This window comes from Pseudomonas canadensis (assembly GCF_000503215.1).
Lineage (GTDB): Bacteria > Pseudomonadota > Gammaproteobacteria > Pseudomonadales > Pseudomonadaceae > Aquipseudomonas > Aquipseudomonas canadensis.
Genome location: NZ_AYTD01000011.1, coordinates 534,200 through 555,237, shown reverse-complemented (window position 1 = coordinate 555,237; position 21,038 = coordinate 534,200). Strand labels below are relative to the sequence as shown.

Genomic DNA, 21,038 nt, shown 5'->3' with positions numbered 1-21,038 from the left:
TACCAACACAAATTGGACATGGAGTCGCGATCCTTGTGGGAGCGGGCTTGTTTATAAGGGAATATGCGCCGCTGCCAGCAGCTCTTTGGTGTACGGATGTTGCGGTGCATCGAACACCTCATGGCTGGCGCCGCGCTCCACCACCTGGCCGTCCTTGATCACGATCATGTCATGGGCCATGGCGCGCACCACGGCCAGGTCATGGCTGATAAACAGGTAAGTCAGGCCGTACTTGTCTTGCAGCTCGCGCAGCAACGCCACCACTTGCTTTTGTACCGTGCGGTCGAGCGCCGAGGTCGGTTCGTCGAGCAGCATCAGTGCCGGCTTGAGTACCAAGGCGCGGGCGATGGCGATGCGTTGGCGCTGGCCGCCGGAGAATTCATGGGGGTAACGGTGGCGGCTGGCAGGGTCGAGGCCCACATCCTTGAGTACCTGGATCACCTGCGCATCGCGGTCGGCCAGGCTGCACGGCGCGTGCACCTCCAGGCCTTCGCTGATGATCTGCTCCACGGTCATGCGTGGGCTGAGGCTGCCGTAGGGGTCCTGGAACACCACCTGCATCTGCTTGCGCCATGGGCGCATCTGCTGGTTATTCAGCGGGTCGAGGGCTTCGCCCTGGAAGCGGATGCTGCCGGTGGAGTCCAGCAGCCGCAGGATCGCCTGGCCCAGGGTGGATTTGCCCGAGCCGGACTCGCCGACAATCCCCAGGGTCTTGCCGCGTTGCACGCTGAGGCTGATGCCGTCTACAGCACGCAGGTAGGTCTTGCGCCGGAACAACCCGCCGCCGAGGGGGAACTGCACGGTCAGGTCGTCCACCTGCAAAACGGTTTCGCGTTCGTCACTGCACAGCGCATCACCGTCCGGTTCGGCGTCCAGCAGCAGGCGGCTATACGGGTGTTGCGGCGCATTGAACAGGCTCTGGCAGTCGGCCTGCTCGACAATCTCGCCTGCGCGCATCACGCACACGCGCTGGGCGATGCTGCGCACCAGATTGAGGTCGTGGCTGATCAGCAGCAGCGACATGCCCAAGCGTTGTTGCAGGGACTTGAGCAGCAACAGGATCTTGCGCTGCACGGTCACGTCCAGCGCGGTGGTGGGTTCGTCAGCGATCAGCAGTTCCGGCTCGCAGGCCAGGGCCATGGCGATCATTACCCGCTGGCGTTGCCCGCCGGACAGTTGATGAGGATAGGCCTTGAGCCGCTCCTGGGGTTTCTGGATGCCCACCAAGTCAAGCAATTCCAGGATGCGCGCCTGGGCTGCCTTGCCACCCAGGCCCTTGTGCAACAGCAGGGTTTCGCCGATCTGCTTTTCGATGCTGTGCAACGGGTTCAGGGAGGTCATCGGCTCCTGGAAGATCATCGCAATGCGGTTACCGCGTAGCTTCTGCAGGGTCGCCGCCGATGCGCCGATCAATTCCTGGCCGCGGTACTGGATAGAACCGGTGGTTTCAGTGCCGGCTTCGGGCAGCAGTTGCAGGATCGAGTGGGCAGTCACCGACTTGCCCGAGCCCGACTCGCCCACCAGCGCCAGGCACTCGCCGGGGCGAACGTCCAGGCTCAGGTTGCGCACCACGGTCTGGCCGCTGAAGGCGACGCTGAGGTCGCGGATTTCGATCAGGTTCATAGGCGGTCACTCATGAGCGTGGGTCGAAGGCATCACGCAATGCCTCGCCGATAAACACCAGCAGCGACAGGATCAGCGCCAGTGTGAAGAACGCCGTCAGGCCCAGCCAGGGCGCTTGCAGGTTCTGCTTGCCCTGGGCGATCAACTCGCCCAGGGAGGCGCTGCCTGCCGGCATGCCGAAACCGAGGAAATCCAGGGCGCTCAGGGTAGAAATCGCGCCGGTCAGGATGAACGGCAGGTAACTCAAGGTGGCCGTCATGGCGTTGGGCAGGATATGCCGGCGAATGATCTTGCCGTCACCCAACCCCAAGGCCCGTGCTGCCTTGACGTATTCCAGGTTACGCCCGCGCAGGAACTCGGCGCGCACCACGTCTACCAGGGCCAGCCAGGAAAACAGCGCCATGATCCCCAGCAACCACCAGAAATTCGGTTCGACAAAACCGGACAGGATGATCAGCAGGTACAGCACCGGTAGCCCGGACCACACCTCCAGCACGCGCTGGCCAATCAAATCCACCCAGCCGCCGTAATAGCCCTGCAATGCGCCGGCCGCAATACCGATGGCGGCGCTGATCGCGGTGAGCGCCAGGGCAAACAGGATCGACACCCGCGCACCAAAGATCACCCGCGCCAACACATCCCGCGACTGGTCGTCAGTGCCCAGCCAGTTCACCGCCGAGGGCGGGCTGGGGGCAGGGCGGGTCAGTTCGTAGTTGGGCGTGTCGTCGCTGAACGGGATCGGCGGGAACAGCATCCAGCCGCCGTCCTGCTCGATCAGCTTTTTCACGTAGTCACTGCGATAGTCGGCCTGGAACGGCAGCTGGCCGCCGAACTGTTGCTCGGTGTACCGCTTGAACACCGGGAAATACAGTTCGTTCTTGAAACTCAACACCAGGGGCTTGTCATTGGCGATCAACTCACCGCCGAGGGTCAGGATAAACAGGCCGATAAACAGCCACAGCGACCACCAGCCGCGTCGGTTTTTCTTGAAGCGTTCGAAACGGCGGCGCGCCACGGGAGACAGGTTAAGCATCAGGCGTTCCTCGCGGCGAAGTCGATACGCGGGTCCACCAGGGTGTAGCAGAGGTCACCGATGAGTTTTATCAAGAGGCCGAACAACGTGAAGATGAACAACGAACCGAACACCACCGGGTAATCGCGGGAGACGGCGGCTTCGTAGCTCATGCGGCCGAGGCCATCGAGGGAGAAGATCACCTCGATCAGCAGGGAGCCGGCGAAGAACACGGCGATGAACGCCTGGGGAATCCCCGAGATCACCAGCAACATGGCGTTGCGAAATACGTGGCCGTACAACACGCGCCTTTCGCTCAGGCCCTTGGCGCGCGCGGTCACTACGTACTGGCGCGTGATTTCATTGAGGAATGAGTTTTTGGTGAGGATGGTCAGCGTGGCGAACCCACCGATGACCAACGAGGTAACTGGCAACACCAGGTGCCAGAAATAATCGGCAATCTTGCCCACGGTACTCAGCTCTTCGAAGTTCTCCGATACCAGCCCGCGCACAGGGAACCAGTTCAGCGACGTACCGCCGGCAAACACCACGATCAGGAACATCGCAAACAGGAACGCCGGCATTGCATAGCCAATGACGATCGCGGTGCTGCTCCACACATCGAAGCTGCTGCCATGGCGCACCGCCTTGCGAATCCCCAGGGGGATCGACACCAGGTAGGTGATCAGCGTAGCCCAGAGGCCGAGGGAGATGGTGACGGGCATTTTTTCCAGGATCAGATCGATCACCGTCTTGCCGCGAAAGAAACTGTTACCAAAGTCCAACTGCGCGTAGCTCTTGAGCATCAGCCACAGGCGTTCCGGCGCAGGCTTGTCGAAGCCGTACTGTTTTTCGATGTCCGCGATCAACTTCGGGTCCAGCCCACGGCTGGCGCGGGAACCGCCGCTGATGCCTTCGCCGGACGAGCCGCCGACGCCACCGCCGCCAATGCCTTGCAAGTGGGCGATGGCTTGCTCCACCGGGCCGCCGGGGGCCGCTTGTACGATCACGAAATTCACCAGCAGGATGATCACCAGCGTCGGGATGATCAGCAGCAGGCGCCGCACGATATAGGCAAACATCAGCGCGCCCCTCCGCGTTTTTTCAGCTCAGCGTTCATTTGTTCGTTGGTCAGTGGGGTGGGGCTGATTTCCCACCAGGTTTCCAGGGCTTCGTCGTTTTTCGCCTCGATGGCCGGGCGGCCGAAGCGGTTCCACCACGCGGCGGACGTGCCGGGCGGGTAGTAATTGGGGATCCACAGGTAATTCCATTGCAGCACCCGGTCCAGCGCGTGGGCGTAGGTGAGCATCTGCGCTTGGGTGTCGGCCTTGACCAGACCCTTGATCAGGCTGTCGACGGCCGGGTCCTTGAGCACCATGTAGTTGTTGGCGCCGGGGTCAAAGGCGGCGGCCGAGCCGAAGTAGTTGTACAGCTCCATGCCGGGCGACGTGGTGACCGGGAAACCGGTGACGATCATGTCGTAGTCCCGTGCCATTACCCGGTTCACATACTGGGAGGAGTCGATGCGGCGGATATTCAGAGTGATGCCGATCTGCGCCAGGTTGCGTTTGTACGGCAGCAACAGGCGTTCCAGGCCGCTTTGCGCGTTGAGGAAGGTAAATTCCAGCGGCTCGCCCTCGGCGTTCACCAGTTTGTCGCCGTCCGGTTTCCAGCCGGCTTCCTCCAGCAAGGCCAGGGCCTGCAATTGCTTGTCGCGGATCATGCCGCTGCCGTCGGTGACCGGCGCCTTGAATACCTGGGTGAACACCTCGTCGGGCACCTGGCCGCGCAAGGGCTCAAGAATCGCCAGTTCTTCTGGGGTCGGCGGCTGGCTGGCCGCCAGCGGGCTGTTGGAGAAGAAGCTCTGCTGGCGGATGTACATGTTGCGCATCATCTGCCGGTTGGCCCATTCGAAGTCCCACAGCATCGCCAGGGCCTGGCGCACGCGGCGGTCCTTGAACATCGGTTTTTGCACATTGAACACATAACCCTGCGCCGGTTGCGGCATTTCCTTGGCCAAGTGCGCGCGTTGCAGGCGACCGTCATCCAGGGCCGGGCCGTTGTAGCCGATGGAGTAACCGGTGGCGGAAAACTCGCGGTTGAAATCGTAGGCGCCGCCACGCAATACCTGGCGGGCCACTTCGGTGTCGCCGAAATACTCCAGGCTCAGGTGATCGAAGTTGTACAGGCCACGGCTGACGGGCAGGTCCTTGCCCCACCAGTTCGGGTCGCGGGTAAAGGTGATGGTGCTGCCGGAGTCGATCTTGCTGACTTTATAGGGGCCGCTGCCGAGAGGCGCTTCATAGCCGCCGCCGTTGGCGAAGTCGCGGGTCTTCCACCAGTGTTCCGGGAAGACCGGCAGGGTGGCGATGTCCAGGGGCAGGGTGCGGTTTTCATTGCTGGAGAAATCAAAGCGTACCTGACGTTCGCCTTCGACTTCGACGTGCTTGACGTCGGCAAACAGGGTGCGAAAGCGCAGGCTGCCTTGGGTCATCAGCAGGTCGAAGCTGTAGCGCACGTCTTCGGCGGTGATGGGTTTACCGTCCGCAAAACGTGCCTTGGGATTGAGGAAAAAACGCAGCGACAGGCCGTCATCGGCGCGCTCCATTTTTTCGGCCACCAGGCCGTAAACGGTGTAGGGCTCGTCCAGGGAGCGCTGGGCCAGGGGCGCGTACAGCCAGCCGTCGACCTGGGAAACCCCGATGCCTTTGTCGATATAGGGCAACACGTGGTCAAAGCGCCCGATCTCGATGGCCGAACGGCGCAGGCTACCGCCCTTGGGGGCATTCGGGTTGGCGTAGTCGAAATGGGTAAAGCCGGCGGGGTACTTGGCCGGTTCGCCGTACACGGTCAGGTACGGTTGCGGTGCCGCGATCACGGCCGTGCTGGCCAGCAGCAGGGCCAGGGTTGAACTAAAAATGTAGGAAAAAGCCAATCGCATTGTCAGCCTTGAACGCCGTGTGAAGTATAAAAGGGATTTGTACGCTAACGGCATCAGCGTCGCCAGTCATCACATGCACAACGGCCCACCTGAAGGCGGGCCGTTGTTTAGAGCATCAGCGCAGACTGGATCAGTCCTGGCGGCTGGTGACTTCCAGCAGGTGGTAGCCGAACTGGGTTTTTACCGGGCCTTGTACGGTGTTGACCGGGGCGCTGAATACGACAGTGTCGAATTCCTTGACCATCTGGCCTGGACCGAACGAACCCAGGTTGCCGCCGTCGCGGCTGGACGGGCAGCTGGAGTTGGCTTTGGCGATTTCTGCGAAATCGGCGCCGCCTTCGATTTGGGCCTTGAGTTCGTTGCACTTGTCTTCAGTGGAAACGAGGATGTGACGGGCGGTGGCTTTGGCCATGGGGAGTAACTCCTTGAATGAAAAGGGTGAGCGTACCGGATTCAGGCGGTTATTTCTTGGCAAAGTTCCGTTGGGGTGGTTGGTGGTTGGTGGTGGTGTACATATCCGTTGCTGCGGTGATGGCTGGTATTGGTTCCGCCCTTACGGCGGGTCACTTTTGGAAAAGAGCCCCAAAAGTAACCAAAAGGGCTCTTGCCCCAACACTCGGCACCTCGCTTAGGCTCGGTGTGCCCTCACTCCGGCTTGAATCCGTGGGCCGCCGCGATGGGCCATCCTTGGCCCAGCGCGGCTAACCCGGCGTCCTGCCGGGTTACCCACGGATTCAAGCCTGCGTTCGGCCAGCGTGTTTGACGGGGCGCCTAAGATCAAAATCAAGATCAAGAGCGACTCGCTTCGCATCGTGGATACGCGGTCCTTGCCGGCGAAAAACGTGAGAACGCCGCATTCTGTCTGGTTCCCCGCGTCATCGTTAACGACCATCGCCAGCAAGCCGGCTCCTACAGGACCGCGTTTAGCAGCCATCACGCTACCAGCAAAAGCTAAACCCCAGGCACCAAAAACGCCGCCTCCAACAACTGCCGCGTATACCCATGCTGCGGCGCGGCAAAAATCCCCGCCGCATCCCCCTGTTCCACCACCTGGCCATGTTTCACCACCATCAACTGATGGCTCAACGCCTTGACCACCGCCAAATCATGGCTGATAAACAGATAGGTCAAGTTGTACTTGGCCTGCAAACTGCGCAACAACTCCACCACTTGCCGCTGCACTGTGCGATCCAGCGCCGATGTCGGCTCATCCAGCAAAATCAGGCGCGGCTTGAGCACCAACGCCCGGGCAATGGCAATGCGCTGACGCTGCCCACCCGAGAACTCATGGGGGTACCGATGCCGCGACTCCGGATCCAACCCAACTTCCTTGAGCGCCGCAATAATCGCCGCTTCCTGCTCCAATGGCGTCCCCATCTTATGGATACGCAACCCCTCGCCAACGATCTCACTGACACACATCCGCGGGCTCAAGCTGCCAAACGGGTCCTGGAACACCACCTGCATCTCCCGACGCAACGGACGCACCTGTTGCTGGCTGAGCTTATCCAATTGCTGCCCTTCAAAACGAATGCCGCCCTTGCTCGCGATCAACCGCAGAATCGCCAGGCCCAGGGTCGATTTGCCCGAGCCGCTTTCGCCAACGATTCCCAGGGTCTGCCCCTGGGGCAGGCTGAAGTTGATGCCGTCCACCGCCTTGACGTAATCGACGGTATTGCGCAAAAAGCCCTTCTTGATCGGGAACCACACTTTCAGGTCATCGACTTCCAGCAACGGAGGGCCGACTTCGTTGCCGGCCGGTCCGCCGCTGGGCTCCGCTGCAAGCAGTTCCTGGGTATACGGATGCTGGGGCGATTGGAACAGCGTTTCACAGTCGGCCTGCTCGACGATGCAACCCTTTTGCATCACGCACACGCGGTGGGCGATGCGCCGCACCAGGTTCAAGTCATGGCTGATCAGCAGCAGGGCCATGCCCAGCCGCGCCTGCAATTCCTTGAGTAGTTCGAGGATCTTCAACTGTACGGTCACATCGAGGGCCGTGGTCGGCTCATCGGCGATCAGCAACTCCGGCTCATTCGCCAGGGCCATGGCGATCATCACCCGTTGGCGCTGGCCTCCGGACAGCTCATGGGGAAGGGCCTTGAGGCGTTTGTGCGGTTCGGGAATGCCCACCAGGTCCAGCAACTCCAGGGTCCGCTGGGTGGCGACCTTGCCTTGCAACCCCTTGTGCAGGCCGAGTACTTCGTTGATCTGCTTCTCGATGGAGTGCAGCGGGTTCAACGAGGTCATCGGCTCCTGGAAGATCATCGCAATGCGGTTGCCGCGAATGTGGCGGATGGTTTTTTCTTTCAGCGTGAGCAGGTCCTGCCCGGCATAGTTGATGGTGCCGGAGGGGTGCCGCGCCAGTGGGTAGGGCAGCAGGCGCAGGATCGAGTGGGCGGTCACCGATTTGCCTGAGCCGCTTTCACCCACCAGAGCGATGGTCTCGCCACGTTTGATGTCGAAGCTGACGTTATTCACCACGCGGTGGTGATGGTCGCCCGTGACGAACTCGACGGAGAGGTCGCGGATTTCGATCAGATTGTCCTGATTCATCTCATTTCCTCGGGTCGAAGGCATCGCGAGCGGACTCGCCGATAAACACCAGCAAACTCAACATGATCGCCAGCACGGCAAAGGCACTCATGCCCAGCCACGGCGCTTGCAGGTTGGATTTGCCTTGGGCCACCAGTTCACCCAGCGACGGCGAACCGGCCGGCAAGCCAAAACCGAGGAAGTCCAGGGCGGTGAGGGTGCCGATGGCGCCGGTGAGAATGAACGGCATGAAGGTCATGGTCGACACCATCGCGTTGGGCAGGATATGCCGGAACATGATCGCGCCATTCTGCATGCCCAAGGCCCTGGCGGCACGCACGTATTCCAGGTTGCGCCCGCGCAGGAACTCGGCGCGCACTACGTCCACCAGGCTCATCCACGAAAACAGCAGCATGATGCCGAGCAGCCACCAGAAGTTGGGCTGCACGAAACTGGCGAGGATGATCAGCAGGTACAGCACCGGCAAGCCGGACCAGATCTCCAGGAAGCGCTGCCCGGCCAAATCCACCCAACCGCCGTAGAAGCCCTGCAAGGCCCCGGCGATCACGCCGATGATCGAGCTGAGCACTGTCAGCGTCAGGGCAAACAGCACCGACACACGGAAGCCGTAGATGACCCGCGCCAGTACGTCGCGGCCTTGGTCGTCGGTGCCCAGCAGGTTGACGCTGGAAGGCGGCGCGGGCGCCGGCACTTTCAGGTCGTAGTTGATGCTCTGGTAGCTGAACGGAATAGGCGCCCACAACGTCCAGGCATCCTTGGCCTTGAGCAGTTCCTGGATGTAGGGGCTCTTGTAATTGGCCTCCAGCGGGAATTCTCCGCCAAAGGTGGTCTCCGGGTAGCGCTTGAGCGCCGGGAAGTACCAGCCGCCGTCGTAGTGCACGGCCAGCGGTTTGTCATTGGCGATCAGCTCGGCGCCCAGGCTCAGCACGAACAGGATCAGAAACAGCCACAGCGACCACCAGCCACGTTTGTTGGCCTTGAACCGTTCGAACCGGCGGCGATTGAGGGGGGATAGATTCATCTCAATGCTCCCGGCTGGCAAAGTCGATGCGCGGATCGACCAGGGTGTAGGTGAGGTCGCCGATCAGTTTCACGATCAGCCCCAGCAGGGTGAAGATAAACAGCGTGCCAAACACCACCGGGTAGTCGCGGTTGATCGCCGCTTCAAAACTCATCAGGCCCAGGCCGTCGAGGGAGAAGATCACCTCCACCAACAAGGAGCCGGTGAAGAAGATCCCGATGAACGCCGAAGGGAAACCGGCGATCACTAGCAACATCGCGTTGCGGAACACATGGCCGTACAGCACGCGGTGGTTGGTCAGGCCCTTGGCTTTGGCGGTGACCACGTACTGCTTGTTGATCTCGTCGAGAAAGCTGTTCTTGGTCAGCAGGGTCATGGTGGCAAAGTTGCCGATCACCAGGGCTGTAATGGGCAGCGCCAGGTGCCAGAAGTAATCGAGGATCTTGCCGCCCCAGCTCAGTTCGTCGAAGTTGTTCGACGTGAGCCCGCGCAAGGGGAACCAGTCCAGGTAACTGCCACCGGCAAACACCACGATCAGCAGGATTGCAAACAGGAACGCCGGGATCGCATAGCCGACGATGATCGCCGAACTGGTCCACACATCAAAATGGCTGCCGTGCCGCGTGGCTTTGGCGATCCCCAGGGGGATCGACACCAGGTACATGATCAGCGTGCTCCATAACCCGAGGGAAATGGACACCGGCATCTTCTCCTTGATCAAGTCGATGACCTTGGCGTCACGGAAGAAGCTGTCGCCAAAGTCCAGCTGGGCGTAGTTCTTGACCATGATCCACAAGCGTTCCGGCGCCGATTTGTCGAAGCCGTACATCTTCTCGATTTCCTTGATCAGCGCCGGGTCCAGGCCCTGGGCGCCGCGGTAGCTGCTGGAGCCGGCCACCGACACTTCGGAACCGCCACCGGCAATGCGGCTGGTGGCGCCCTCGAAGCCTTCAAGCTTGGCGATCATTTGCTCCACCGGACCACCGGGAGCGGCCTGGATGATGACGAAGTTGATCAGTAGGATCCCGAACAACGTGGGGATGATCAGCAATAGGCGGCGAAAGATATAGGCCAGCATTTAATCGCCTCCGCTCGCCGGATCGGCGCTGGTGTCTGGGTCTGAGGTGACGGCGGGTTTTACGTCAGGCTTGGCCCACCAGGTGGCGGTGCCGACGTCGTAGCGCGGCGGGACTTTGGGGTGGCCCAAGTGATGCCAATACGCCACGCGGAACGTCTTGATGTGCCAGTTCGGGATCACGTAGTAGCCGAACTGCAACACGCGGTCCAGGGCTTTGGCATGCGCCACCAGGCTTTTGCGCGAGTCGGCGTCGATCAGCTCTTCCACCAGTTGGTCGATGGCCGGGTCCTTGAGACCCATGTAGTTGCGGCTGCCGGGTTTGTCGGCGCTGGAGGACTTCCAGAACTCGCGCTGCTCATTACCCGGCGAAGTGGACTGCGGAAAGCTGCCCACCAGCATGTCGAAATCCCGCGAGCGAATACGATTGATGAATTGTGAGACGTCGACCCGACGGATCACCAGGTCGATGCCCAGGTCGGCCAGGTTGCGCTTGAACGGCAGCAGGATGCGCTCGAACTCGGTCTGCGCCAGCAGGAACTCGATCTTCACCGGTTTGCCGGTGGTGTCGACCATCTTGTCATCGACGATGCGCCAGCCGGCTTCTTGCAGCAGTTGGTAGGCCTCGCGCTGCTGGGTGCGGATCATGCCGCTGCCGTCGGTCTTGGACGGTTCGAAGGCCTGGGTGAAGACCTCGGGCGGGATTTTGTCGCGCAGCGGTTCGAGGATCGCCAGTTCATCCGGGCCGGGCAGGCCGGTGGCGGCCATCTCCGAGTTTTCAAAGTAGCTGCGGGTGCGGGTATAGGCGCCGTTGAACAGCTGCTTGTTGCTCCACTCGAAATCCAGCAACAGGCTGATGGCCTTGCGCACACGTACGTCCTGGAACATCGGCTTGCGCATGTTGAACACGAAGCCCTGCATGCCGGTGGGGTTGCCGTTGGGGATTTCTTCCTTGATCAGGCGACCCTGGGCCACCGCCGGGATGTTGTAGGCGTTGGCCCAGTTCTTGGCGCTGAATTCCAGCCAGTAGTCGAACTGCCCGGCCTTGAGGGCTTCCAGCGAGACAGTGCTGTCGCGGTAGTAGTCGGTGATGCGGTTATCGAAGTTATAGAAACCCTTGGCGACCGGCAGGTCCTTCGCCCAGTAATCCTTGACCCGCTCGTAGCGGATCATACGCCCGGCCTTGACCTCGGCGACCTTGTACGGCCCGCTGCCCAGCGGGACTTCGAGGTTGCCCTTGGCAAACTCACGGGTCGCCCACCAATGCTTGGGCAATACCGGCAGTTGTCCGAGGATCAGCGGTAATTCGCGGTTGTTGGTGCGCTTGAACTTGAACAGCACCTTCAGCGGGTCTTCGGCGATCACTTCGTCGACGTCGGCGTAGTAGGTGCGGTAGATCGGCGAGCCCTCCTTGATCAGTTCCTGGAAGGTGAACACCACGTCTTCGGCACGGATCGGGTGGCCGTCATGGAAGCGGGCTTCCGGGCGCAGGTAGAAGCGCACCCAACTGTTGTCCGGGGCTTTTTCGATCTTGCCGGCGACCAGGCCGTATTCGGTGATGGGCTCGTCCAGGCTTTGCATGGCCAGGGTGTCGTAGATCAAACCAAGGTTATCGGCCGGCACGCCTTTGCTGATGTAGGGGTTGAGGCTGTCGAAGCCGCCCATGGCCGACTCGCGGAAGGTGCCGCCCTTGGGCGCATCCGGGTTGACGTAGTCGAAGTGCTTGAAGTCGGCGGGGTATTTCGGTGGTTCGTTGTAGAGCGTCAACGCATGTTGCGGGGCGGCTTGGGCCGCGGTGCACAGCAGCAGGCCGCCGAGCAGTGCAGTACGCAAATACATCATTGGGCTTTCTCCGAAGCTTTCAGCCACCACGCGCTCAGGCCCAGGCTATAGGGCGGCGTGGTGACAAAGGCGAACCGGTTGCGGTACGCCAAGCGATGATAGTTGAGGTACCAGTTGGGAATACTGTAGTGCTGCCACAGCAGCACCCGGTCCAGGGCACGGCCGGCGGCCAGTTGCTCCTCGCGGGTCTTGGCGGCCAGCAGTTGTTCCAGCAGGTGATCGACAATCGGGTTGGCAATGCCTGCATAGTTCTTGCTGCCCTTGATCGCGGCCTGGCTGGAGTGGAAGTACTGCCACTGCTCAAGGCCCGGGCTCAAGGTCTGGTTGAGGGTGATCAGGATCATGTCAAAGTCGAATTGATCCAGGCGCTGCTTGTACTGGGCGCGGTCGACGGTGCGCAGGCGCGCGTCGATACCGACGCTGAGCAGGTTCTCGACATAGGGCTGCAGGATGCGCTCCAGGTTCGGGTTGACCAGCAGGATCTCGAAGCGCAGCGGTTGGCCGTCCTTGTTGAGCAGGCGTTGGCCGGAGAGTTTCCAGCCGGCGTCCCCGAGCAAGGCCAGGGCGCGGCGCATGGTTTCGCGGGGGATACCGCGCCCGTCGGTCTGGGGCAGGCTGAACGGCTGGGTAAACAGGTTGGCCGGCAATTGCTCGCGGTAGGGCGAGAGCATCAGCCATTCATGGCCGGTGGGTACGCCGGTGGCAGAGAATTCGCTGTTGGGGTAATAGCTCAAGGTGCGTTTGTAGGCGCTGCTGAACAGGGTGCGGTTGGTCCATTCGAAGTCGAACATCAGCCCCAGGGCTTCGCGCACCTTGGTTTGGCTGAAGGTCGGCCGCCGGCTGTTCATGAACAAGCCCTGGCTCTGGGTCGGGATCTGGTGGGCAATCTGCGCCTTGATCACGTCTCCCCGGTTCACCGCCGGGAAGTTGTAGCCATTGGCCCAGTTTTTCGCCTGATGCTCGATATAGATATCGAATTCGCCGGCCTTGAAGGCTTCGAAGGCCACGTCGCTGTCACGATAGAACTCCACTTCGACCTTGTCGTAGTTATAGAAGCCCTGGTTGACCGGCAGGTCCTTGCCCCAATAGTCCTTGACCCGCTCGAACACCAGTTGCCGGCCAGGCGTGACCTTGCTGATGCGGTACGGCCCGCTGCCCAAAGGCGGTTCGAAGGTGGTGGCCTTGAAATCGCGGTTTTTCCAATAGTGCTGGGGCAATACCGGCAATTCGCCCAGGCGCAGGATCAGCAACGGATTGCCGGCGCGCTTGAACACAAAGCGGATGCGGTGCCGGTTGAGAATATCCACCCGCGCCACTTCCTGCAGGTTGGTGCGGTACTGCGGGTGGCCTTCGGTCAGCAGCGTGCGATAGGAAAACGCCACGTCGTAGGCGGTGATCGGCTTGCCATCGTGGAAGCGCGCTTCCGGGCGCAGGTTGAACACCACCCAACTGCGGTCCTCGCTGTACTCCACCGACTGGGCGATCAGCCCATAACTGGAGGTGGGCTCATCGCCGGAGGGTGCGTACAGGCCGGTTCCCACCATCAACGGCTCGTTCAACTCGTTGACGCCGTATTGCAGGAAATTAGGTGTGGAAACCGGGCTGGAGCCCTTGAAGGTATAGGGGTTGAGCGTATCGAAGGTGCCAAAGGCCATGACCCGCAATGTCCCGCCTTTCGGCGCTGCAGGGTTTACCCAATCGAAGTGGGTGAATTTGGCCGGGTACTTGAGGCTGCCGAACTGCGTATAACCGTGACTCTCGGTAATCGCCGCGTTCGCACCAAAGCTCAAGGCCAGACTTATTAGTAGAAGGAGGGGACGCTTCAAGTCAGGGATCCGATCCAGGCGGCTTGCGCTTTATGATCGGTACAGTAACAGCTTGTTCCGGTTGGAAAAAGCCGGTCGGCTGACGGAGATTCCATGTGGCGCTGGCTTGCGTGGTGAGCGGGCTTGCTGTGGTGAGCGGGCTTGCCCCGCGCTGGGTTGCGCAGCAGCCCCGTTGGCTATACGCATTGTTCCAGACAAAACGCATTGCATGGTTTTAGGGCTGCTGCGCAGCCCAGCGCGGGGCAAGCCCGCTCACCACAAAGCCCGCTCACACAAACAAGCTTTGTTTGTTAGTCAGCGTGGCCCGGAAACTACCAGCATCTGCCCCGGCTTCAGCGCCTGGCCAGTGCGCGGGTTCCAACGCTTGAGATGTTGCATCTCAACGTTGAAACGCTTGGCGACGATGTACAGCGAGTCGCCTTTCTTGACCTTGTATTGCACCGGCTTCTTGCTGTCAGCCTTGGCCACCAGCTTGCGCGTGTCCTGCATCACCAGGGTCTGGCCGACCTTGAGGGCCTGGCCGTTGAGCTTGTTCCAGCGCTGCAGGTCATGCACGTCGACCTTGTTGGCCTTGGCGATCAGCGTCAGGTTGTCGCCACTGCGCACCTTGTAGCTGCGGGTACGCCCGGCAACCCGAGCGGTCTCGACTTCGTCGAACACCTGCTTTTTCGGACGCATCGCCAGCAATTCTTCAGGCTTCATCGTCGAAAGGGTGCTGGTGAGCAGTTGCGCCTTGGAGCTCGGCACCAGCAGATGCTGCGGGCCATCCAGGGTGGTGCGCTGCTTCAGCGCGGGGTTGAGCTGGAACAGTTCGTCTTCGTCGATCTCGGCCAGCGCGGCAACCCGTGACAGGTCCATGCTTTGCTTGACTTCAACCACTTCGAAATACGGCGTGTTGGCAATCGGGTTCAGGTTGACGCCATAGGCCTCGGGCGCCAGCACCACTTGGGACAGCGCCAGGAACTTGGGCACGTAGTCCTTGGTTTCCTGGGGCAGGGGCAGGTTCCAGTAGTCGGTCGGCAGGCCGAGCTTCTCGTTGCGCTCGATCGCCCGGCTCACCGTGCCTTCGCCTGCGTTGTAGGCGGCAAGGGCCAGCAGCCAGTCACCGTTGAACATGTCGTGCAAACGGGTCAGGTAGTCAAGGGCGGCGGTGGTGGAGGCGGTGATGTCGCGACGGCCATCATAGGCGCGGGTCTGGCGCAGGTTGAAGTAGCGCCCGGTGGAGGGGATGAACTGCCACAAGCCGACTGCATCGCTGCGCGAATAGGCCATTGGGTTGTAGGCGCTTTCAATCACTGGCAGCAGCGCCAGCTCCAGGGGCATGTTGCGTTCTTCAAGGCGTTCGACGATGTAATGAATGTAGAGGCTGCCGCGTTCGCCGGCGTTCTCAAGGAAGGAAGGGTTGCTGGCGAACCACAGTCGCTGTTGCTCGATACGTGGGTTGACGCCTACACCATCCTGCAATTGAAAGCCCCGTCGCATACGTTCCCAAACATCCTGGGGCACTTCGGGAGCCGGTTTTTCCGAAAGCCAGATGACGGGTTTCTGTTTGATCTTGGCGCTGAGGTTTGGCTTGGGTTGCACGGTGGATTGTGCGGTGAAATTGCTTGATTGGCAGCCCGCCAGCGTAGCGGACACAGCCACCGCCACAGCTTGAGCCAGGCGGGTCAATGCGTCTGAATGGTTGGATTTACGAATAGATGACGACATTGGCTGGAAGTAAGTTCCGGGCAAAAATGTCGGGCGATTCTAGAAACCCGTTTGGTTCCGGTCAACCATTCAGAAATTACGTATCAGATTGCATCCCGTTAGAACTTATCTTTCCAAGCCCTCAAGCTAGCAAACACCTCGGCCCCAGAGCGGTTGTCGCGGCCATTCCGTTCGTCCGCTTTTTGTTTAACGGATGTTTCAGAGGTGCGCAGAAAGGGGTTGGTGCGCTTTTCCAGGGCCAGGTTGGAAGGCAGCGTGATCTCGCCACGTTCGCGCAATTGGCGGACGTTTTCCACCCGTTCGGCGATATCGGCGTTATCCGGTTCGACGGCCTGGGCAAACTTGAGGTTGCTTTGTGTGTATTCGTGGGTGCAGTACACCAAGGTGTCGGCGGGGAGTGCGGCCAAGCGCTCAAGTGAGGTGTGCATCTGTTCCGGCGTGCCTTCGAACAGGCGCCCGCAGCCGGCGGCGAACAGGGTGTCGCCACAGAACAGCACGCCCTGATGATAAAAGGCGATATGGCCCAGGGTGTGGCCAGGCACGGTATAAATGTCGAAGTCCCAGCCGAGCACCGTGATACGGTCGTTATCGTTCAAGGCTACGTCCCGCGCCGGGATCTTTTCGTTGGCCGGGCCGTAGACCTTGGCGTCAGTCACCCGTTTGAGTTGTTCGACGCCGCCGACATGGTCGTGGTGGTGGTGAGTGATCAGGATGTCGCTCAGGACCCACTCAGGGTTTAGCTTGAGCCAGGCCAGCACCGGCGCGGCATCGCCGGGGTCGACCACGGCGCAGCGCTGGGTGCTCGGGTCTTGTAACAACCAGATGTAGTTATCGGTGAAGGCGGGCAGGGCACTGATCTGTATCATTCTTCGATTCGCCAAGCTGAACACATTGGTGCATCTTAGAACGTCTAGGCGAGTTGGAGAATGCAATGACTGATAAAGCGTTCGCCCAGGCCGATCCTGAGTGGCTGGCCCTGATCAGCGCAGCCCGTGAATGGCTGTCCGGTCCGATCGGGCAATTTCTGCTGGACGAAGAACGACGCATGCTCGACGACGAGTTGGGCCGGTTCTTTGGCGGCTACCTGGTGCATTACGGCCCTTCGGCCGAAACGCCGCCGTGTGCGCCCCAGGTTCAGCGTAATGTGCGCCTGGGTGCACCGTTGCCGGGGGTGGAGATTGTCTGCGAGGAACAGGCCTGGCCGTTGAGCGAGCACGCCGCCGATGTGGTGGTGTTGCAGCATGGCCTGGATTTCTGCCTGTCGCCCCACGGCTTGCTGCGCGAAGCGGCGAGCAGCGTCCGTCCGGGTGGCCATTTGCTGATTGTCGGGATCAACCCCTGGAGCAGTTGGGGCTTGCGCCATGTGTTCGCCCACGACGCCTTGCGCCAGGCGCGTTGCATCTCGCCGCAACGGGTGGGGGACTGGCTGAACCTGCTGGGCTTCGCGCTGGAGAAACGTCGCTTCGGGTGCTATCGTCCGCCGCTTGCGTCGACCAAGTGGCAAGCCCGTCTGGCCGGCTGGGAGCGCCGCGCAGGTGCCTGGCAATTGTCGGGTGGCGGCTTCTATCTGCTGGTGGCGCGCAAGATCGTGGTCGGGTTGCGGCCAGTGCAACAGGTGCGCCGCGAGCCGATGGGCAAGTTGGTGCCGATGCCGATGGCCAAGGTCAACCGCAAGCAAAGCGACGCATGACCCTCTTTTTAAATGAATACCGAGCAACCGATGACCGATAGCGTAGAACTCTTCACCGATGGCGCCTGCAAGGGCAACCCCGGCCCTGGCGGCTGGGGCGCGTTGCTGGTGTGCAAGGGCGTGGAGAAAGAGTTGTGGGGCGGCGAACCCAATACCACCAATAACCGCATGGAGCTGATGGGCGCCATTCGCGGCCTGGAAGAACTCAAGCGCCGTTGCAACGTGCTGTTGGTGACCGACTCGCAATACGTGATGAAGGGCATCAACGAGTGGATGGTCAATTGGAAGAAGCGCGGCTGGAAGACGGCGGCCAAGGAACCGGTGAAGAATGCCGACCTGTGGCAACTGCTCGATGAGCAATGCAATCGCCATGACATCACCTGGAAGTGGGTGCGCGGTCACATCGGCCACCCTGGCAACGAACGCGCCGACCAGTTGGCCAACCGTGGCGTGGACGAAGTGCGCGGCTACAAGCAGAGCTGATGCCGACTCACGTGTTAATATCGCGACCCTTGAATCACACTACACCGTTGAGAGCTGAACCCTGATGGCCATCCGATCTGTTGTACTCGATACCGAAACCACCGGCATGCCGGTGACCGACGGCCACCGGATCATTGAAATCGGCTGTGTCGAATTGATGGGTCGCCGCCTCACTGGGCGTCACTTCCACGTCTACCTGCAACCGGACCGCGACAGTGACGAGGGTGCGATTGGCGTCCACGGCATCACCGACGAATTCCTCAAGGGCAAGCCGCGTTTCGCTGAAGTTGCCGATGAGTTCTTCGAATTCATTAACGGTGCGCAGCTGATCATCCATAACGCGGCGTTCGACGTCGGCTTCATCAACAACGAATTTGCCCTGATGGGGCAGACCGATCGTGCAGACATTTCCCAGCACTGCTCGATCCTCGACACCTTGATGATGGCCCGTGAGCGTCACCCCGGCCAACGCAACAGCCTCGATGCGTTGTGCAAGCGTTATGGCGTCGACAACTCCGGCCGTGAACTTCACGGCGCCTTGCTCGACTCCGAGATTCTTGCCGACGTCTACCTGACCATGACTGGCGGGCAGACCAGCCTGTCTCTGGCCGGTAACGCCTCCGATGGCAGCGGTTCGGCGGAAGGCTCGGGCAACCGTCCTTCGGAAATCCGCCGGTTGCCGGCGGATCGCAAACCGACCCCGATTATTCGCGCCAGTGAGCAGGACCTGGCCGAGCACGCGGCGCGGCTGGAAGCGATTGCCAAGTCGGCGGGTGCTCCGGCGTTGTGGACCCAACTGACCCAGCAATAACCCACCCTCCCTGTAGGAGCCGGCTTGCCGGCGATGGGCCCTTGAACCCTGCGATAGTTTCGAGGCCGCCATCGCCGGCAAGCCGGCTCCTACAAGGGGTGTGTTGCCTGTTCGAAATCTTCATTCGCCACATCCGCTTCCAGCTTCTACCCTTGAGTGCATAGCCCTCAGGACTACAAGCGCTGATGTATAAAGACCTGAAGTTCCCCGTCCTTATCGTGCACCGCGACATCAAGGCCGACACCGTTGCCGGTGACCGGGTCCGAGGCATCGCCCGAGAGCTGGAACAAGAGGGTTTCAGTATTTTTTCCGCAATGGATTACGCCGAAGGACGACTGGTGGCTTCTACCCATCATGGCCTGGCATGCATGCTGATCGCCGCCGAAGGGGCTGGTGAAAATACCCACCTGCTGCAAAATATGGTCGAGCTGATCCGCCTGGCGCGGCTGCGGGCGCCCAATTTGCCGATCTTTGCGTTGGGCGAGCAAGTCACCCTGGAAAACGCACCGGCTGACGCCATGAGTGAACTCAACCAGCTGCGCGGCATTCTCTATCTGTTCGAAGACACCGTGCCGTTTCTCGCGCGGCAAGTCGCGCGTGCGGCGCGCACTTACCTGGATGGCCTGTTGCCGCCATTCTTCAAGGCGCTGGTGCAGCACACCGCTGACTCCAACTACTCCTGGCACACCCCGGGCCACGGCGGTGGCGTGGCCTACCGCAAGAGCCCGGTGGGGCAGGCGTTTCATCAGTTCTTCGGGGAAAACACCCTGCGCTCGGACCTGTCGGTATCAGTGCCTGAACTCGGCTCGTTGCTGGACCACACCGGCCCGTTGGCCGAAGCCGAGGCCCGCGCTGCGCGCAACTTTGGCGCTGACCACACCTTCTTTGTGATCAACGGCACCTCCACCGCGAACAAGATCGTCTGGCATTCCATGGTCGGGCGTGATGACCTGGTGCTGGTGGACCGCAATTGCCACAAGTCGGTGCTGCACTCGATCATCATGACCGGCGCCATCCCGCTGTACCTGTGCCCCGAACGCAACGAACTCGGGATTATCGGCCCGATTCCCTTGAGCGAATTCAGCCCCGAATCCATCCGCGCCAAGATCGACGCCAGCCCGCTCACCCATGGCCGCCCGCCGAAAGTGAAACTGGCCGTGGTCACCAACTCCACCTACGACGGCCTGTGCTACAACGCCGAGCTGATCAAGCAGCAACTGGGCAACAGCGTCGAGGTGTTGCATTTTGACGAGGCTTGGTACGCCTATGCCGCGTTTCATGAGTTCTTCTCCGGGCGCTACGGGATGGGTACTTCGCGTACGCCAGACAGCCCGCTGGTGTTCACCACCCACTCGACCCATAAGCTGCTGGCGGCCTTCAGCCAGGCCTCGATGATCCATGTGCAGGACGGCGGCGCACGCCAGCTGGACCGTGACCGTTTCAACGAAGCCTTCATGATGCACATCTCCACCTCGCCGCAATACAGCATCATTGCCTCGCTGGATGTGGCGTCGGCGATGATGGAAGGTCCGGCCGGGCGTTCGCTGTTGCAGGAAATGTTCGACGAGGCGCTGAGTTTCCGCCGTGCCCTGGCCAACCTGCGCCAGCACATTGCTGAAGAGGATTGGTGGTTTTCGATCTGGCAGCCGCCATCAGTAGCGGGAATCGACCGCGTCGTCACCGCAGATTGGCTGTTGCACCCTGAGGATGATTGGCATGGCTTCGGCGACGTAGCCGAAGACTATGTGTTGCTGGACCCGATCAAAGTCACGCTGGTGATGCCCGGCCTCAATGCCGGCGGAGCCCTCAGCGATTGCGGAATTCCCGCAGCGGTCGTCAGCAAATTCCTCTGGGAGCGTGGTCTGGTGGTGGAAAAAACCGGGCTGTATTCCTTCCTTGTGTTGTTCTCCATGGGCATCACCAAGGGCAAATGGAGTACCTTGCTCACCGAGCTGCTGGAATTCAAGCGCAGTTACGACGCCAATGTCAGCCTGGCCAGTTGCCTGCCTTCGGTGTTTGCACAAGGGCCGGCGCGTTACCAAGGGCTGGGTTTGCGCGACCTGTGCAACCAACTGCACGGCTGTTACCGCAGCAATGCCACGGCCAAACACCTCAAGCGCATGTACACCGTCTTGCCGGAAATCGCGATGAAACCGGCGGACGCCTATGACCAATTGGTGAGGGGCGAAGTGGAGGCGGTTTCCATTGACGCCTTGCAAGGCCGCGTCGCAGCGGTAATGCTGGTGCCTTATCCGCCTGGCATCCCATTGATCATGCCGGGCGAGCGCTTTACCGAGTCGACGCGCTCGATCATCGATTACCTGGCGTTTGCCCGGACGTTCGATAGCAGTTTCCCCGGTTTTGTCGCCGATGTTCATGGGTTGCAACACGAAGATGACGGCAGTGGTCGTTGTTACACCGTCGATTGCATCAAGGGTTAAGGATGGT

Annotated in this window: 16 protein-coding genes; 4 read left to right on the top strand and 12 right to left on the bottom strand. The window is 60.9% G+C overall.

The features are described from left to right. Positions 1 to 51: 51 nt before the first annotated feature. From U367_RS0107655 to gloB, 12 genes are all read right to left on the bottom strand, one after another. Positions 52 to 1,623: an ABC transporter ATP-binding protein gene (locus U367_RS0107655; protein ID WP_028616410.1), complete on the bottom strand. Its 1,572-nt coding sequence runs from the start codon at positions 1,621 to 1,623 to the stop codon at positions 52 to 54. A gap of 10 nt (positions 1,624 to 1,633) precedes the next feature. After that, the gene (locus tag U367_RS0107650; protein WP_028616409.1) at positions 1,634 to 2,656 is read right to left on the bottom strand and encodes an ABC transporter permease; all 1,023 of its coding nucleotides are present in this window, start codon (positions 2,654 to 2,656) and stop codon (positions 1,634 to 1,636) included. Further along, a complete protein-coding gene (locus U367_RS0107645) occupies positions 2,656 to 3,717 on the bottom strand; it encodes a microcin C ABC transporter permease YejB (RefSeq protein ID WP_016976573.1) in 1,062 nt (353 codons plus the stop codon). The genes U367_RS0107650 and U367_RS0107645 overlap by 1 nt, the downstream gene beginning before the upstream one ends. After that, positions 3,717 to 5,576 carry an extracellular solute-binding protein gene (locus U367_RS0107640; RefSeq protein WP_028616408.1) on the bottom strand — a complete coding sequence of 620 codons (1,860 nt, stop codon included), beginning with the start codon at positions 5,574 to 5,576 and terminating at the stop codon, positions 3,717 to 3,719. The genes U367_RS0107645 and U367_RS0107640 overlap by 1 nt, the downstream gene beginning before the upstream one ends. A 130-nt stretch (positions 5,577 to 5,706) precedes the next feature. Then, the gene (locus U367_RS0107635; RefSeq protein ID WP_010210937.1) at positions 5,707 to 5,988 is read right to left on the bottom strand and encodes a peptidylprolyl isomerase; all 282 of its coding nucleotides are present in this window, start codon (positions 5,986 to 5,988) and stop codon (positions 5,707 to 5,709) included. A 539-nt stretch (positions 5,989 to 6,527) separates the two neighbouring features. Continuing rightward, on the bottom strand, positions 6,528 to 8,132 hold the full coding sequence (locus U367_RS0107625) for an ABC transporter ATP-binding protein (protein WP_028616406.1): 1,605 nt from the start codon (positions 8,130 to 8,132) through the stop codon (positions 6,528 to 6,530). Position 8,133: 1 nt separating this feature from the next. Continuing rightward, positions 8,134 to 9,153, bottom strand: a complete 1,020-nt coding sequence (locus tag U367_RS0107620) for an ABC transporter permease (protein ID WP_012723835.1) — start codon at positions 9,151 to 9,153, stop codon at positions 8,134 to 8,136. A gap of 1 nt (position 9,154) precedes the next feature. Next, a complete protein-coding gene (locus U367_RS0107615) occupies positions 9,155 to 10,231 on the bottom strand; it encodes a microcin C ABC transporter permease YejB (protein WP_016979726.1) in 1,077 nt (358 codons plus the stop codon). After that, the gene (locus tag U367_RS0107610; protein WP_028616405.1) at positions 10,232 to 12,070 is read right to left on the bottom strand and encodes an extracellular solute-binding protein; all 1,839 of its coding nucleotides are present in this window, start codon (positions 12,068 to 12,070) and stop codon (positions 10,232 to 10,234) included. Then, a complete protein-coding gene (locus U367_RS0107605) occupies positions 12,067 to 13,896 on the bottom strand; it encodes an extracellular solute-binding protein (protein WP_028616404.1) in 1,830 nt (609 codons plus the stop codon). The genes U367_RS0107610 and U367_RS0107605 overlap by 4 nt, the downstream gene beginning before the upstream one ends. Before the next feature lie 294 nt (positions 13,897 to 14,190). Beyond that, a complete protein-coding gene (locus tag U367_RS0107600; protein WP_016979723.1) occupies positions 14,191 to 15,606 on the bottom strand; it encodes a lytic transglycosylase domain-containing protein in 1,416 nt (471 codons plus the stop codon). A gap of 98 nt (positions 15,607 to 15,704) precedes the next feature. Then, a complete protein-coding gene (gloB, locus tag U367_RS0107595) occupies positions 15,705 to 16,472 on the bottom strand; it encodes a hydroxyacylglutathione hydrolase (RefSeq protein ID WP_028616403.1) in 768 nt (255 codons plus the stop codon). Positions 16,473 to 16,537: 65 nt separating this feature from the next. On the opposite strand from gloB, the gene U367_RS0107590 reads away from it, so the two are divergent. From U367_RS0107590 to U367_RS0107575, 4 genes are all read left to right on the top strand, one after another. Next, a complete protein-coding gene (locus U367_RS0107590; protein WP_028616402.1) occupies positions 16,538 to 17,296 on the top strand; it encodes a methyltransferase domain-containing protein in 759 nt (252 codons plus the stop codon). Between the two features lie 30 nt (positions 17,297 to 17,326). Further along, positions 17,327 to 17,779, top strand: a complete 453-nt coding sequence (rnhA, locus tag U367_RS0107585; RefSeq protein WP_010210917.1) for a ribonuclease HI — start codon at positions 17,327 to 17,329, stop codon at positions 17,777 to 17,779. Positions 17,780 to 17,849: 70 nt separating this feature from the next. Further along, entirely contained in the window at positions 17,850 to 18,590 is a 741-nt protein-coding gene (gene dnaQ / locus U367_RS0107580; RefSeq protein WP_162834923.1) for a DNA polymerase III subunit epsilon, read from the top strand. A gap of 185 nt (positions 18,591 to 18,775) precedes the next feature. Beyond that, positions 18,776 to 21,031 carry an Orn/Lys/Arg family decarboxylase gene (locus U367_RS0107575; RefSeq protein WP_028616400.1) on the top strand — a complete coding sequence of 752 codons (2,256 nt, stop codon included), beginning with the start codon at positions 18,776 to 18,778 and terminating at the stop codon, positions 21,029 to 21,031. Positions 21,032 to 21,038: the final 7 nt, after the last annotated feature.

Coding starts and splice junctions, on each gene's coding strand:
- U367_RS0107640 (WP_028616408.1), bottom strand. CDS start 5,576: ATGCGATTGGCTTTTTCCTACATTTTTAGTTCAACCCTGGCCCTGCTG.
- U367_RS0107650 (WP_028616409.1), bottom strand. CDS start 2,656: ATGCTTAACCTGTCTCCCGTGGCGCGCCGCCGTTTCGAACGCTTCAAG.
- U367_RS0107655 (WP_028616410.1), bottom strand. CDS start 1,623: ATGAACCTGATCGAAATCCGCGACCTCAGCGTCGCCTTCAGCGGCCAG.
- U367_RS0107635 (WP_010210937.1), bottom strand. CDS start 5,988: ATGGCCAAAGCCACCGCCCGTCACATCCTCGTTTCCACTGAAGACAAG.
- U367_RS0107615 (WP_016979726.1), bottom strand. CDS start 10,231: ATGCTGGCCTATATCTTTCGCCGCCTATTGCTGATCATCCCCACGTTG.
- U367_RS0107590 (WP_028616402.1), top strand. CDS start 16,538: ATGACTGATAAAGCGTTCGCCCAGGCCGATCCTGAGTGGCTGGCCCTG.
- U367_RS0107625 (WP_028616406.1), bottom strand. CDS start 8,132: ATGAATCAGGACAATCTGATCGAAATCCGCGACCTCTCCGTCGAGTTC.
- U367_RS0107645 (WP_016976573.1), bottom strand. CDS start 3,717: ATGTTTGCCTATATCGTGCGGCGCCTGCTGCTGATCATCCCGACGCTG.
- rnhA (WP_010210917.1), top strand. CDS start 17,327: ATGACCGATAGCGTAGAACTCTTCACCGATGGCGCCTGCAAGGGCAAC.
- U367_RS0107575 (WP_028616400.1), top strand. CDS start 18,776: ATGTATAAAGACCTGAAGTTCCCCGTCCTTATCGTGCACCGCGACATC.
- U367_RS0107610 (WP_028616405.1), bottom strand. CDS start 12,070: ATGATGTATTTGCGTACTGCACTGCTCGGCGGCCTGCTGCTGTGCACC.
- U367_RS0107600 (WP_016979723.1), bottom strand. CDS start 15,606: ATGTCGTCATCTATTCGTAAATCCAACCATTCAGACGCATTGACCCGC.
- gloB (WP_028616403.1), bottom strand. CDS start 16,472: ATGATACAGATCAGTGCCCTGCCCGCCTTCACCGATAACTACATCTGG.
- U367_RS0107620 (WP_012723835.1), bottom strand. CDS start 9,153: ATGAATCTATCCCCCCTCAATCGCCGCCGGTTCGAACGGTTCAAGGCC.